Raw genomic sequence first — 14,441 nt, forward strand, 5'->3', positions numbered from 1 at the left:
GCGTACGACGGAGCCGAGGGCCAGCGAGGTGGAGGCGTGAGCGAACACGAACTCTCGCACGTCGATTCGGAGGGCCGCGCGCGCATGGTCGACGTGAGCGCCAAGGCCGATACCGCCCGCGTCGCCGTCGCCGCCGGTGAGCTGCGCACCACCGCCGAGGTGATCGGGCTGGTGCGCGCCGACGACATGCCCAAGGCCGATGTGCTGTCCACGGCACGGCTGGCCGGAATCTCCGGCGCCAAGAAGACCTCCGAACTCATCCCGCTGTGTCATCAGCTGGCCCTGACCAAGGTCGACGTGCGCTTCGGATTCACCGCCGACACCATCACCATCGAGGCGACCGCCAAGACGACCGGCCCGACCGGAGTCGAGATGGAAGCCCTCACCGCGGTCGCCGTCGCCGGTCTGACCCTGCACGACATGGTCAAGGCCGTCGACCCCGCCGCCGTTCTGAACAATGTCCGGCTGCTCACCAAAGACGGTGGCAAGCGCGGACATTGGGAACGCCCGGATGGTCCGGCCCAAGCGCGCACGCCTACCCCGCCGGACGCGACGACGCATTCGGCTCATCCGGTGTCCGGCTCGGCGGATTCGGCGACTCGGCCGGACGTCGTGATCGCACCCACCCGGGCCGCGCACGAAACGAGCACGCACGCAACGTCGCACGGACAGGCGGCGTCCGGAACCGGGAAGGCGGCCGAGCCCACCGGATCTCGCACGGCGGTCGTCGTGGTGGCCTCGACCGGCGCGGCGACCGGCGCCCGGGTCGACAAGACCGGCCCGGTGCTGCGGGATTGGCTTGCCGGACTGGGGTTCTCGGTGCGCGGTCCGCTGGTGTACGCGGACGCCGACATCGCGGCCGGTCTGGCGGACGCGCTGTCCGGCGGGCCGGGTCTGGTGATCACCACCGGCGGAACGGGAGCCTCGCCGACCGACGCCACCCCCGAGGCGACGCTCGCCGTGCTGGATCGCGAACTGCCCGGGGTGGCCGAGCAGATCCGCCTGAAGGGAGCCGCGAGCTTCCCGCTGGCCGCGTTGAGCCGCGGCATCGCCGGGCTGGCCGGCCGCACGGTGGTGATCAACCTGCCCGGATCGCCGGGCGGAGTACGCGACGGCATCAGCGTGCTGGAGCCGCTGCTGGACCACTTGCTGGCCCAGGTCGCCGGAGGAGGCAGCCATGACTGATCCGCGACCCGACGTTCGCCTCGCCACGATCAGCGATCGACCGCTCTCGCCCGACACGGTGGAGGCGGCCGTGACCGGGCCCGAATACGGCGCGGTCGTGGTGTTCACCGGAAAGGTCCGCAATCACGATGGCGGACAGTCGGTTTCGTCGCTGGAGTACTCCGCGCATCCGGACGCGGCGAAATTCCTGCACCGGATCTGCGCCGAAGTCACGGCCTCGACCGGGCTGCCGGTCGCCGCGGCGCACCGCATCGGCGCCCTGGACATCGGTGACGCGGCCATCGTCGTCGCGGTCGCCGCGGCCCATCGCGCCGAGGCGTTCAGCACCTGCGCCGACCTGGTGGACCGGATCAAGCACGAGGTGCCGATCTGGAAACGCCAGCTGTTCGCCGACGGCCTGTCCGAATGGGTCAACGCCTGCGGCTGAGCGGAATTCGCCTCAGCCCTCCGCTGATTCGGCGGCCTCCGGGCCGAGGTTGCGCCGGATCCGGTCCAGCGCCCGCACCACGGCCGCGCGTTCGGCATCGTCGAATCCGTCCAGCGCGCGATCGGTGAGACGGGCCATCTCGTCCTCGATGGTGGCCTCGAGGTCACGGCCGCGCTCGGTCAGATACAACCGGACCAGCCGCCGGTCGGTGGGATGCGGTTCGCGGCGCAGCAGGCCGGCGGCCTCCATCCGGGTGGTCGCCCGGGTGATCGTCGGGGTGGACAGACCCAGCCGTTTGGCCACCTCCCCCGGCGTCAGCCCGTCCTGCGACCACAGGCTGCGCAGGATGAACTGCTGCCCCTCGTAGACGCCGTGCCGCGCGTACGCGGACATCGCGGCCATCGTCACCGCGCGTTTGGCGGACCAGTACACGGTGAGGAAATCTTCGGCGTCGGCGGTGGTCATGATGCGTTCAGCGTAGGGTATTGAGTTCGTTAGCCGACTCACGATATTGTCGTTGTCCGGCTAACGACTCTATCGAAGGACCGCGATGAAACTTGGCATCGGCATCACCGACTTCTCCTGGCCCGTCACCGCCGGCCGCCTCGGGCCCACCGTGACCGACCTGGCCCAGCAGGCCGACGAGGCCGGATTCGACAGCCTGTGGGTGATGGACCACTTCTTCCAGATCGGCCTGTCCGGGCAGCCGCCCGAGTCCCCCATGCTGGAAGCGTATGCGGCACTGGGCTTCCTGGCCGGAATCACGCACCGCATCAAGCTCGGCACCCTGGTCACCTCCGTCGCCTACCGCCACCCCGGCGTGCTGATCAAATCGCTCACCACGCTCGACGTACTCAGCGGCGGCAGAACGTATTTCGGCATCGGCGCCGGAGCCGCGGTGGACCCCCGGACCCTCGACCGGATCTTCGAGACCGACGGACTGGGCATCCCGTTCCCCTCGCTGGGACAGCGGTTCGAGATGCTCGAGGAGACGCTGCAGATCGCACACCGGATGTGGGACGGTGACGAAACACCCTTCCGCGGAAAGCATTACGAGCTGGCTCGGCCGCTCAACTCGCCGAATTCGGTACAGCGCCCGCGCCCGCCGATCCTGATCGCGGGCAGCGGCGAACGCAAGACGCTGCGACTGGTCGCCCGGTACGGCGACGCCTGCAGCCTGTTCGATATGCCCAGTGCGGGCTATGCCGACGACATCACCCACAAACTCGACGTGCTGCGCGCGCACTGCGACGAGGCCGGGCGCGACTTCGACGAGATCGAGAAGACCATCGGCACCCATCTGGACCCGAGTGACGAGAAGCACTTCGTCGAGCACATGCGCGAGCTGGCCGCCCTGGGCATCGACCACGTACTGCTCGCCCCGCAGGGGCCGTGGGACGAGAAACGGCTGGCCGGGGTCGCCGCGGTACTGCCCGAGGTGCACGCGATGTGAGGCCGTTCCGATGATCTCGACGCGGTCACCGAGAGGGGGCATCACGGAGTCCGCACGGGGACCACATTGAGCTCCGCACGCCGAAGGGGCAGAATTGGTGTGTCGGACTTCGGCGCATATGCGGTATTCCTGTCCGGCCCGGTCGACAACGGTTACTGTCGAGTGCCCCGGTCGGGTGGATTCAATGATTCGCCATCGGTGGATCCAGGGGCATGTGCGTTCCCACCCGCAGGTGGCGGGTCCGGGACAGGATCGGATCGCCCGGCCGCGCGGGTGGATCGAGAAAGGGGCGCAGCGTGCACTGGTGGGAGTCCGCGCCTCCAGGAAGGGCATCCGTGCCCATCGCCGCGCGTTCCTCTGCCGCAGCGTCCCGATTCGTCCTATTCCCGGGGCCGAGCGGCACGCTCACGATTCCCATCGCCGCCGCGGCCGATATCGCCACCGCGCGCCAGGCCGGGCGGGACTGCGCCATCGGGCTGGGCTTCTCCCCCACCGATGTCACCATGATCTCCACCGCCATCTCCGAGGTGGCCCGCAACATCACCAGCTATGCCGGGCACGGCGAGATCCGCCTCACCATCGCCGACGTACAGGGTCGCCGTGCGCTGGTGGTGCACGCACAGGATCAGGGCCCAGGCATCCCGGACACGGTCGCGGCGCTGGAGCACGCGGGCGGTTCGGGACGCCGGCTCGGCCTGGGCCTGCCCGGCGCGCGCCGGCTGATGGACGGGCTCACCCTGGAGTCCGAGGTCGGGCAGGGGACGCTGGTGGAGATGTGGAAGTGGATTCCGGTACGCGCGCGGCGGTGAGGTCGCCCGCGGCTCGGTAGGGTGGGCGCGTGAGTCGGCGCATCCCTGTACTGATCGTGGCCGGATTTCTCGGGGCCGGAAAGACGACACTGCTGAACCATCTGCTGCGGCAGCGCCGAGCCCGGATCGGGGTGGTGGTCAACGACTTCGGCGCGGTCAACATCGACGCGATGCTGGTGGCGGGACAGGTCGACGCGATGGTGTCGCTCGGCAACGGCTGTGTGTGCTGCGCGGTGGACGTCGGCGAGCTGGACGAGATGTTCACCCGTCTGGCGCAGAGCAATCGCGTCGATGTGATCGTGGTGGAGGCCAGCGGACTGGCCGAGCCGCGCAATCTGATCCGGATGGTGATCGCCAGCGACAATCCGCGAATCCGGTACGGCGGGCTGGTCGAACTCGTGGACGCCGAACACTTCCCGGACAGCCGAACCCGGCATCCGGAACTGGCCTCACATCTACGCCTGGCGGACCTGGTGGTGCTGAACAAGGCCGACCGGGTGTCCGACGCGCAGCTCGAACGACTGCGGGGCGAGATCGGCGAACTGGTGCGCGGCGTGCCGGTGCACGCGACCGCGCACGGCCGGATCGATCCGGCACTGCTGTTCGACGCGCCCGAACGGACCGCCGCCCCCGTCGCCGAACAGCTCAGTTTCGACGAACTGCTGGACGACCACCACGCCGACGTCGGCCACCATCACCTACACGACGGCTATCAGAGCGTATCGTTCACCAGCACAACCGATCTCGATCCGCGCAAGCTCGTCGCACTGCTGGAGGACCCGCCCGCCGGACTGTTCCGCGCCAAGGGCTTCGTCGCGTTCGGAGTCGCGGAAGACGGGCGAAAGTTCTTGCTGCACATGGTCGGACGGCACGTCGTGTTCGAACCGGCCAGCTGGTCGCGCGGTGAGTCCCGCCGAACCGACCTGGTCCTGATCGGTTCCGGCCTGGACACCGAGGCGACCACGGCGGCTCTGCGGCGAACCGTCCACGACGCGCCCGAGCCACTGGACGAGCAGGCGCTGCTGGGCGTGTGGCGGCACGTCCCGCGCGAACTCAGCGACGCCGAGATCTGACTCCCGACCCGATTCCGCCCCGAGGCGCGCCTCCGGCGCTCATACGGCGAGGCGGTCCAGCAGATCGGCGGCCGCGGCGCGGACCGGTGCCGGGTCGAGGTGCCGGCCGAGCATGCGCAGCACCGTGTCGGGGATCAGGTGATCGGCTTCCTGGGGTGCGACGCCCCGATCGGACCGGATGCTGATCACGCTCTCCACCAGACGGAACGGCAGCGTGTGCGCGTCGGCCGCGGGGCCGACGGCCACGTCGGCGGCCAGACGCTCGTACTGCCCGCGCAATTCGGCCCGGCGCAGCCGGAATTCCGCGAAACGCTCCGAGCGCAGTTCGGGCAGTAGATACAGCGCACCGAGATTCCACCGCGCCGCGCACAATTGCCGCACGTCGAACCAGGCGAGGGCGTAGAGCCGCACCTCCGGCGGTTCGGGCGTGGCCTCCAGCAGCGCCGCCAGATCCAGTGGCGCGGAGATCGTTTCCGACAGCAGCGCGTCGAGGATGTCGTCCTTGGCGCCGAAATGGTGATAGAGCGAGGCCTGCCGGATGCCGACCGCGTCCGCGATGGCCCGCGTCGAGGTGCTCGCGTAGCCCCGCGTGGTGAACAGTTCGGCGGCGGCATCGAGTATTTCCGCGCGTGGAGTCGAGCCGCGGCGTCGCCGGGCCTCGTGGCGGGGACGACCGGGTCCGGGTTGCGTCACACCTGCCATTCTGGACCATCCCCATGCTCGCAGGCCCGTCACCTGGGCAGAGAGATTTCTGTCATTTGACAGAAATTCAAGCAACACAAAAGTTACCGGCGGTAGCGGACTCGATACATCGCCGTCACCGAGTACGCCATCGGACTCGGAAAACTATCAGTCGATAGATATTGGCCACGACGCCGAAGGATCCCGCCCATGGCCACCACCTTGTCCGCACCCCCGTCCGACAGCGCCGACCTCGAGGCGTTCGGCTACCGGCCCGTCCTGCACCGCAAGCTCGGCCGCTACGCCTCCTTCGCGGCCGGATTCTCCTTCGTATCCATCCTCACCACCATCTTCCAATTCTTCGGATTCGGTTACGGATTCGGCGGCGGTGCCTTCTTCTGGACCTGGCCGATCGTCTTCGCCGGGCAGTTCCTGGTCGCGCTGAACTTCGCCGAACTCGCTGCGCGATATCCGATCTCGGGATGCATCTACCAGTGGTCGCGACGGCTGGCGGGCGAGGCGGTGGGCTGGTTCGCGGGCTGGATGATGATCATCGCGCAGATCGTCACCGCCGCGGCGGCCGCGATCGCCCTGCAGGTGGTGCTGCCATCGATCTGGAGCGGATTCCAGCTCGTCGGCCACGACACCGCGCTGACCTCGAAATCCGGTGCGGCGAACGCGGTTCTGCTGGGCAGCATCCTGCTGGCGCTGACCACGGTGGTCAATGTCGTCGGCATCGAGTTGATGGCCCGGATCAACACCATCGGCGTGACGGTCGAGATCGTCGGGGTGCTGGCCACGATCGCGCTGTTCCTCACCCACACTCGCCGCGGACCGCACGTCGTGCTGGAGCACGGCACCGCCGCACCCGGCGGGTACTGGGCCGCATTCCTGGTGTCCGCGTTGATGGCCGCCTACGTGATGGTCGGATTCGACTCCGCCGGTGAACTTTCCGAGGAGACGCGCAATCCGCGGCGGGTCGCGCCACGCACGATCCTGTCCGCGCTGGGGGTCTCGGCGCTGGGCGGCGGGCTCATGCTGCTCGGCGCGCTCATGGCCGCACCGAGCCTCACCGACGGCAAACTCTCGACCGACGGCCTGGCATACGTCATCTCCGCGACCCTGGACAGCCCGGCGGGCAAGGTGCTGCTGTGCTGTGTGGCCATCGCGATCTCGGTGTGCACCTTGGCGATTCAGACCGCGGGCTCCCGGCTGATGTTCTCGATGGCCCGGGACGGGCGACTGCCGTTCGCGCGCCGCCTGGCGGCGGTGCATCCCCGCTTCGGCACGCCGGTGCTGCCGTCGGTGGTGATCGGCGCGCTCGCCGTCGCACTGCTGGTGTTGAACCTCGGCAACGCGGCGATCTTCGCGACCCTGGCCAGCGTCTGCATCGTCATGCTCTACCTGGCCTACCTGCTGGTGACGGTACCGCTGCTGATCCGGCGGCTGCGCGGCCCGGCCCGGGCCCACGACGGGCTGTTCTCCCTGGGCCGCTGGGGAATTCCGGTGAACCTGCTGGCCGTCGTCTGGGGTATCGCGATGGCGGTGAACCTGGCCTGGCCTCGCCCGGCGGTCTACACACCCAACGGCGGCAGCTGGTGGATGCTCTGGGCCGCACCACTGTTCGTGCTGCTGACGATAGCCGTCGGCGTGGTGGTGCACCGGCTCACCGCCGCGCCCGCTCGGGCCGGCGCGCCCGCGGTGCAACCCGCATGACCCGCCGGGGCGGCGCGTGCGCGGCCGCCGCCCGCCCGGGATATCTGGGCCGCCCGGCCCTGGCCCTGCTGATCGCGGCGGCGATCAGCAGGGCCGTCACCGCCGCACGACATCGAAAGGACACACGATGACCAGCACCGCATCCACCTCCGGGGCACGCGCGCACGCTCGTTCGCAGGCCGCGGCCGCGAGCGTCACCGGGCCCGAGCTGCCCGCGGCGATCGACGCCGCGAAAATTTGCTACGCCCAGCGGATTCCGCCTGGCGGCTACGCGAATCTCGTGCTGGACCGCGGCACCCGGATCCGGCTGTCCGACCCCGCGGGCTCCGCGTGCGCGCACATCATGCTGCTGCGCGCCGAATCACCCTGGGAGCGGCTCAATGTCGCGGATACGGTGAAGGTGCCGTGGCAGGCGTATCTGGGGCTCGGACATCCGCTGCTGTCCGACCAGGGACGCGTCCTGGCGACGCTCGTCGCCGACTCGTCACAGCGGCACGACGCGCTGTGCGGTCCGGGACCCGCCGCGCGCCGATCGCTGCTGCTCGCCGCCGCCAAACACGGTCTGGGGCCGCGCGATATCGGACCGACGGTGTCGTTGTTCCGCGGCGTGCGGGTCGGCCCGGACGGCGAACTCGTGCCGACCGGGAGCGCGGGGGCGGGATGCGCGGTGGACCTGATCACGCATCTGCCGGTCACGGTGCTGATCGCCGACGCCGGGCATCCCCTCGACCCGACCCCGGTCACCGAACTGGACGTCGTCGCCTGGCACGCCGCCGAGGATCTCGCTCGCCTCCCGGACGGCGAGCCCGAGTACCGGCGAGCCGTGCAGAACACCGAACAGGCCTGGCGCGCCGCGCACGCCCCGGCCTGAACGCCGCGCCGCCCGCCGACCGAAACCGCCTCTCCCCGAAACGGATTCCGTACATGACCACCTCGGCACACACCGTGACACTCGATCAGACCGTGCCCGCGCGCAGCCCCTGGTCGGCCATCGTCCCCGCCGGCTCCCGGCTGGACATCATCGACCTGCACGGCAATCAGGCCGTCGACTGCCTGCTGTACTCGGCCGCCGACCATGCCGACCGCTACAGCGCCCAGGCCACGATCACCGCGCAGCGCAACATCTTTCTCAGCACCGGCAGCGTCCTGCGCACCGACACCGGCACCGCCCTGATGACGGTGATCGCCGACGAGGTCGGCAATCACGACACCGTCGCCGGCGCCTGCTCCCAGGAGTCCAACACCCTGCGGTACGGGCATCACACCCGCCACCAGCACGCCTGCGTCGAGAACTTCCTGGCCGAAGGCATGAGATGGGGTCTGGGCAAACGGGATCTGGTCTCGAACATCAACTGGTTCATGAACGTCCCGGTGGAGGCCGACGGCACCCTGGGCATCGTCGACGGTCGTTCGGCCCCCGGTAAGAGCCTGTCCCTGCGCGCCGAGATCGACACCCTCGTCCTGATCTCCAACTGCCCGCAGATCAACAACCCCTGCAACGGATTCGATCCGACTCCCGTGCGCATGGTCGTCTCGCGCTGAACGAGCGGCGATTTCCCGAATTCACCGCAGCACAGCCGCATTCGCCTCGGAGGTACGAGCAATGACCGACACCGCCCAGCCCCTCGCGCCGATCGCACATGCGGCCGCGCCGCGGAGGCGTCCCCTCGACACGCCGCAGCGGCCGGCCGGAGACCGCTCACCCGAGCGCACCCCGAGCACCACTCCCGCAGCAGTCGTCACCGATTGCGCGGTCAGCTCCGCGAACCGGAATATGCTCTCCAACAACGAAACCCGGATGACCGCCACCGGCGAGGGCAAGTCCGCGACCCGCACGGGCAGCCCCGGGCCCGCCGATGCGATCGCGCCCGCATCGACCGCCGCGAGCACGTCACCCGGCGCCGCGCGGGCGACGGAAGACACCGTACCGGCGAGCGGCGTGCCGGAAGCGGCGAGCGCGTCACCGGCGGCCGAATCGACGACAATGCCTTGCGATATCCGAGTGCTGCGACCGGGAATGCTGACGACCGTGCAGGATTGGCCGGGGCGGGTGGGTTACTGGCATGTGGGGGTGCCGCCGTCGGGGCCCATGGACGATCTGTCGTTCCGGCTGGGGAATCGGACCCTCGGCAACGCCGAGGGCGCGGCGGGCCTCGAATGCACGCTGAGCGGACCGGCACTGCGATTCGAGCGACCCACCCTGATCTGTGTGACCGGAGCACCCGCGGTGGTGACCGTGGACGGAATTCCGGTGCCGCAGTGGCGCACGGTGCGGGTGCCGGCGGGCGGCGTACTGGACGTGGGCGCGGTGGCGGGGCCCGGCATGCGCAGCTACATACTGTTCGCGGGCGGACTCGAGCTTCCCGGATACCTCGGCAGCGCCGCGACTTTCACCCTCGGCGGGTTCGGCGGAAACACCGGCGCGGCACTGCGCACCGGTGACGGGTTGGCTCTCGGCCCGGCCACCGGAACCCCCGGGTCGGCAGTACCCGCCGACGATCGCCCGATGCTGTCCCAACGCTGGGAGCTGGCCGTGACCGAAGGGCCGCACGGGGCGCCTGAGTTCTTCACGCGCGACGACATCGACGTCATCCTCGGCTCCGACTATCAGGTGCATTTCAACTCCGACCGAACCGGCGTCCGACTCGTCGGCCCCAAACCGCAGTGGGCCCGCACCGACGGAGGCGAGGCCGGATTGCATCCGTCCAATATCCACGACACCGCGTATTCGGTCGGCGCACTGGATTTCACCGGCGACACCCCGATCCTGCTCGGACCGGACGGACCGAGCCTGGGCGGATTCGTCTGCCCGATCACCGTGACGGCGGCGGACCGGTGGAAGCTCGGCCAGCTCGCCCCGGGCGACACGGTTCGGTTCGTCCCCGTGCGAGCCGATCGAGTCGCCTCGCCGCACATTCTGGGTCCGGCGCGCCGCGCCGGCTGGCCGTTCGTCCGCTCGACCGCCCGAGACGGCGACGACGGCGTTCTGGCCCGCGCCGACGCGGACGATACGACCACGGTCACCTATCGCCGGGCGGGCGAGGACGGCGTACTGGTCGAATACGGCGATATGACATTGGATCTCGGGCTCCGGGCGCGCGTGCACGCACTGTACGAACATCTGCGCGAGCGCGGTGAGCCGGGCATCACCGAGCTGACGCCGGGCGTGCGCTCACTGCAGATCCGCTTCGATCCGGACCGTCTGCCGACCGCGAAGCTGCTCACGCTGCTGCGTGAAGCCGAATCGCTCCTGCCGCCCGCCGACGAACTCGTGGTGCCCAGCAGAACCGTGCGGCTGCCGCTGTCGTGGGACGATCCGGCCACCCGGGAGGCGATCACCCGCTATATGCACGGCGTCCGGGCGGACGCGCCCTGGTGCCCGTGGAATATCGAATTCATCCGCAGAATGAACGGACTCGCCACTGTGAATGCGGTTTTCGACACCGTATTCGCCGCGGAATACCTGGTTCTGGGCTTGGGGGACGTGTATCTCGGTGCGCCCGTGGCCACCCCGACCGATCCCCGGCATCGGCTCGTCACCACGAAATACAATCCGGCCCGCACCTGGACGCCGCAGAACGCGGTCGGTATCGGCGGCGCGTACCTGTGCATCTACGGTATGGAAGGGCCGGGCGGCTACCAGTTCGTCGGGCGGACCACCCAGGTATGGCGGCACCACTGCACCGACGGCGAATCCCCTTGGCTACTGCGGTATTTCGACCGCATCCGATGGTATCCCGTCGAGGCCGCCGAACTACTGGACCTGCGCGCGGAATTCGCCGCCGGACGTGGTGAGCTGCGGGCACAGGACGGTGAATTCCGGCTGGCGGACCACCGTCGCTTCCTCGCCGACAACGCCGCCTCGATCGAGGAGTTCCGCACCCGGCAGCAGCACGCCTTCGCCGCAGAGCGCCAATCCTGGCGCGCGGCAGGCGAACTCGCCGAGTCCGCGTCATGACCGTAGGTCACGAGACGATCCCCGCCGACAGTGCCGCGCCGACCGCGAGGTCCGCACCCGAGGAGACCAGACCATGACCGTGTGGATTCATCGACCGACCCGGGAGTCGGTCGCCGCGCAGCTCGCGAGCGCCCGGGGCGAGCTCGCCGGCCTGCGGCTGGCCGTGAAGGACAATGTCGATGTCGCCGGAATGCCCACCACCGCAGGGTGTCCGGAGTTCGCCTACACCCCCGAGCGGGATGCACCCGCGGTCGCGGCCCTGCGTGCGGCCGGCGCGGTCGTGGTGGGCAAGACGAATCTGGATCAGTTCGCCACCGGGCTGGTCGGCACCCGGTCCCCGTACGGCGCGGTCCCCGACCTGCGGCGGCCCGAATTCGTCTCGGGCGGTTCGAGTTCGGGTTCCGCGATAGCGGTCGCGGGCGGCGAGGCCGATATCGCCATCGGCACCGATACCGCCGGTTCGGGTCGGGTTCCGGCGGCGTTCCAGGGAATCGTCGGTATCAAGCCGACCGTCGGGGCGGTGTCGACCCAGGGCGTGGTTCCGGCCTGCCGGTCCTACGATTGCGTGACGATCTTCGCCGCGGACCTCGACCTGGCGAATCGGGCGATGGCCGTGCTCGCGGCGCACGCGGGTGATCGCGCCTGGCCGGCCGACGTGCGGTTCGCCGCGCCGCCGGAACCCGTGGTGGCCGTGTTCGACGCACTGCCTGATCTGGATCCGTTGTGGCACAATGCCTTCGAACGGACGGTGCGGCGATTGCGGGACTCCGGCGCGCGGATCGTCACGGTGGATCCGGAACCCTTCCTGACCGCGGCCCGGCTGCTGTACGACGGCGCGCTGGTCGCCGAACGATACGCCGCGGTAGGCGAATTCGTCGACGCCCGACCCGATGCGGTGGACCCCACGGTCCGCTCGATCATCCGTGCGGCCCGCGACGTGCCGGCGCACCGGCTCGTCTCGGATCTCGCCGCGCTGCAACGGTTGCGCGCTCGCGCGCTGGCCGGCCTGGCCGGCGCGGACGCGCTGCTCACACCCACGGCCCCGGCACAACCGACGATCGCGGAGGTCGCCGCCGATCCGATCGGGGTGAACTCCCGGATCGGTATCTACACGAACTTCTGCAATCTGTTCGACCTGTGCGCGGTCGCGGTGCCCGCGGGGACCGCGGGCGGGGCGCAGTTCGGCGTCACCGTGTTGGCCAGGCCCTTCGAGGATGCGGTCGCCCTCGACATCGCCTCCCGGATCACGCACGGCGACAACGGGTCCCGGCCCGCACCGCAGACGTGCTGGCCATCGCGCGCCGCCCCCGCGCACGAACTGATCGTCTTCGGCGCCCACCTGCGCGATCAGCCACTGGCGCATCAGCTCACCGACATCGGGGCGCGATGGATGGGTCCGGTGCGCACCGCGCCCCGGTACCGGCTGGCCGTTCTCGACACCGCCCCCCCGAAACCGGCCGTGACCCGGCGGCCGGACGATATCGCGGGCGTCGCCGTGGCCGGGGAACGATGGCTGCTCTCCCCTGCCGCGCTCGGCCGCTTCCTGGCCCGGTTGCCCGCCCCCATGCAGTTGGGCGCGGTCGAACTCGACGACGGCACCTGGCACACCGCCTTCGGATGTGACGGCGCTGCCGCACTGTCGGGCAAGGACATCAGCGAATACGGCAGCTGGCGTGCCGCACTCGCCGCGGGCGCGGCCGGATGACAACGCGCCCTGCCGCACGTCTCGTGCGGCAGGGCGCGGATGGGTCGCGGACTATTTGGTGAAGGTGGCGGCCGCGTTGCCCGCGGCCCCGATCAACGTCGACACCAGGGTGTAAGCGAGGTTGACCAGTTCCGAATTCGCCACGTCTCCCAGCCCCAGAGAGGTGGCCAGCGGTGCGAGCAACTGGATCGCGGCGGTGATCAACGTGTTCGCCGCGGAGTTCGGATCGGTGGAATTGGTTGTGCCGGGCTGCGTTCGGGCGCCCGGGCCGGTGCCCGCCTGCGGGGTGGCGCTGGGTGAGGTCTGGGACTGCGGGGCGGCTCCGGGGGCCAACCGCGGCTGGGCGGCCCCCGGGGTGCCCGTATCGGGCGTGCTTTGTTGCGGCACAGCGGATGCCGTGGGCGCGGGCGCGGAATTCACTGCGGGAGTGGCGTTCTGCGGAGCGGATCCGTCGTTCGCCGCCGGAGCCGCATTCGACCGCGGAATCGGAACGGCGGCGGCCGACCCGCTGGGCACGGACCCGAGCAGATAGGTCACCAGCCCGGTCGTGATGGCGATCGCGTGTTTGATCTGGCCCTCGTTGGAGACCAGCTGCGCCGCGTCGTCCTTGTTGGCGCCGTTGCCCATCTCGATGAACACATCCGGCACCTCGGTCAATGCGGGCCCGGCGATATCGGAGCGGGTCTGCATCCCGTCGACGGCCCCGGCATAGTTCGCCGCGGTGAACCCGGCCCGCTTGTAGGCATCGCGCACCGATCTGCTGGCGGCCAGCCCGGCGGTGGCCTGCACCTGCGCCGCCTTGGCATCCGGAACGGGCAGTTTCGGGATGATCAGATGGAAGCCGTGCTCCTGCGCGGGCGCGCTGTCGGCGTGGATGCTGATCGCGACGTCGGCGCCCGAACGATTGGCCGCCGCGGCGCGTTCGTCGACGCAGCCACCCCATCCGGTGTCGTCCTGGCGGCTCAGCACCACCCGCGCGCCCAGCACCTCGAGCGACTGCTTGACGAGGTTGGCAACCTTCCAGTTGATGGTGTGCTCGGGCGTGCCGTCCACGGCCGTCATCCCGGTGGTCTGACATTCCTTGGTGCCGCCGTAGCCATCGTTGACCGGCCGGGACAAGTTCTGCCCGGATCCCTGATGTCCCGGATCGAGAAATATTGTCTTGCCTGTGAGTTTGCTCGACAGGTTGGACGGCGCCTGCGCGGGCGCGGCGGGCGCGGCCGAGGCCGTCGGCACGAGTCCCGCACAGGCGGCGGCGGTCGCGACGACGAGGCACAGACCTGCCCCGACGAATTTCGGCTTGCGGTAGAACAGCTGGCGAGAGAACACAACGCCCTCCAAATCCCGTGCTGGTACCGGTCTCGCGGTGCCAATGAGCACAGCCGGGGCGGCGTACCGCCCTAGCTGTTACTGCTGTTGCGGTTGTTACGGGTG

The 14,441-nt window shown here is 69.8% G+C and carries 13 protein-coding genes and 1 pseudogene; 11 read left to right on the top strand and 3 right to left on the bottom strand.

Going from position 1 to position 14,441, the window contains the following annotated elements:
* The first annotated feature begins 84 nt into the window (after positions 1-84).
* Together moaCB and AC5WS7_RS24650 are read left to right on the top strand one after the other, a co-directional pair.
* Positions 85-1,185 carry a bifunctional molybdenum cofactor biosynthesis protein MoaC/MoaB gene (gene moaCB / locus AC5WS7_RS24645; RefSeq protein WP_495957182.1) on the top strand — a complete coding sequence of 367 codons (1,101 nt, stop codon included), beginning with the start codon at positions 85-87 and terminating at the stop codon, positions 1,183-1,185.
* Positions 1,178-1,612: a molybdenum cofactor biosynthesis protein MoaE gene (locus tag AC5WS7_RS24650; RefSeq protein ID WP_495956931.1), complete on the top strand. Its 435-nt coding sequence runs from the start codon at positions 1,178-1,180 to the stop codon at positions 1,610-1,612. The genes moaCB and AC5WS7_RS24650 overlap by 8 nt, the downstream gene beginning before the upstream one ends.
* Before the next feature lie 12 nt (positions 1,613-1,624).
* Here AC5WS7_RS24650 and AC5WS7_RS24655 read toward each other — a convergent pair whose 3' ends face one another.
* Positions 1,625-2,077, bottom strand: a complete 453-nt coding sequence (locus tag AC5WS7_RS24655; RefSeq protein ID WP_495956932.1) for a MarR family winged helix-turn-helix transcriptional regulator — start codon at positions 2,075-2,077, stop codon at positions 1,625-1,627.
* 85 nt (positions 2,078-2,162) lie between these two features.
* On the opposite strand from AC5WS7_RS24655, the gene AC5WS7_RS24660 reads away from it, so the two are divergent.
* The 3 genes from AC5WS7_RS24660 (at position 2,163) to AC5WS7_RS24670 (ending at position 4,947) form a co-directional block, all read left to right on the top strand.
* On the top strand, positions 2,163-3,065 hold the full coding sequence (locus AC5WS7_RS24660) for an LLM class F420-dependent oxidoreductase (RefSeq protein ID WP_495956933.1): 903 nt from the start codon (positions 2,163-2,165) through the stop codon (positions 3,063-3,065).
* A gap of 410 nt (positions 3,066-3,475) precedes the next feature.
* Entirely contained in the window at positions 3,476-3,874 is a 399-nt protein-coding gene (locus AC5WS7_RS24665; RefSeq protein ID WP_495957183.1) for an ATP-binding protein, read from the top strand.
* Between the two features lie 29 nt (positions 3,875-3,903).
* Positions 3,904-4,947, top strand: coding sequence for a CobW family GTP-binding protein (locus tag AC5WS7_RS24670; RefSeq protein WP_495956934.1), 1,044 nt, complete (start codon positions 3,904-3,906; stop codon positions 4,945-4,947).
* A 39-nt stretch (positions 4,948-4,986) separates the two neighbouring features.
* On the opposite strand, the gene AC5WS7_RS24675 is transcribed toward AC5WS7_RS24670, so the two are convergent.
* Positions 4,987-5,649 (bottom strand): TetR/AcrR family transcriptional regulator, encoded by a 663-nt coding sequence (locus AC5WS7_RS24675; RefSeq protein ID WP_495956935.1) that lies wholly within the window; start codon positions 5,647-5,649, stop codon positions 4,987-4,989.
* 189 nt (positions 5,650-5,838) lie between these two features.
* Between AC5WS7_RS24675 and AC5WS7_RS24680 the strand changes: the two genes are divergently transcribed.
* From AC5WS7_RS24680 to atzF, 6 genes and pseudogenes are all read left to right on the top strand, one after another.
* Positions 5,839-7,344: an amino acid permease gene (locus AC5WS7_RS24680; protein ID WP_495956936.1), complete on the top strand. Its 1,506-nt coding sequence runs from the start codon at positions 5,839-5,841 to the stop codon at positions 7,342-7,344.
* Positions 7,341-7,475 carry a hypothetical protein gene (locus AC5WS7_RS24685; RefSeq protein WP_495956937.1) on the top strand — a complete coding sequence of 45 codons (135 nt, stop codon included), beginning with the start codon at positions 7,341-7,343 and terminating at the stop codon, positions 7,473-7,475. Before AC5WS7_RS24680 ends, AC5WS7_RS24685 begins: the two co-directional genes overlap by 4 nt.
* Positions 7,472-8,215: a DUF1989 domain-containing protein gene (locus tag AC5WS7_RS24690; RefSeq protein WP_495956938.1), complete on the top strand. Its 744-nt coding sequence runs from the start codon at positions 7,472-7,474 to the stop codon at positions 8,213-8,215. The genes AC5WS7_RS24685 and AC5WS7_RS24690 overlap by 4 nt, the downstream gene beginning before the upstream one ends.
* A gap of 53 nt (positions 8,216-8,268) precedes the next feature.
* Complete coding sequence (locus AC5WS7_RS24695) at positions 8,269-8,886, top strand: urea amidolyase associated protein UAAP2 (protein WP_495956939.1); 618 nt, start codon at positions 8,269-8,271, stop codon at positions 8,884-8,886.
* A gap of 442 nt (positions 8,887-9,328) precedes the next feature.
* Positions 9,329-11,302 carry a 5-oxoprolinase/urea amidolyase family protein gene (locus tag AC5WS7_RS24700; RefSeq protein WP_495957184.1) on the top strand — a complete coding sequence of 658 codons (1,974 nt, stop codon included), beginning with the start codon at positions 9,329-9,331 and terminating at the stop codon, positions 11,300-11,302.
* A gap of 55 nt (positions 11,303-11,357) precedes the next feature.
* Positions 11,358-13,007: pseudogene (atzF, locus tag AC5WS7_RS24705) on the top strand (allophanate hydrolase); the annotation flags it as partial.
* Positions 13,008-13,058: 51 nt separating this feature from the next.
* Here atzF and AC5WS7_RS24710 read toward each other — a convergent pair.
* Positions 13,059-14,336 (bottom strand): N-acetylmuramoyl-L-alanine amidase, encoded by a 1,278-nt coding sequence (locus AC5WS7_RS24710; RefSeq protein WP_495956940.1) that lies wholly within the window; start codon positions 14,334-14,336, stop codon positions 13,059-13,061.
* Positions 14,337-14,441: the final 105 nt, after the last annotated feature.

The sequence above is a fragment of the Nocardia sp. PLKS1-43 genome (assembly GCF_059510335.1).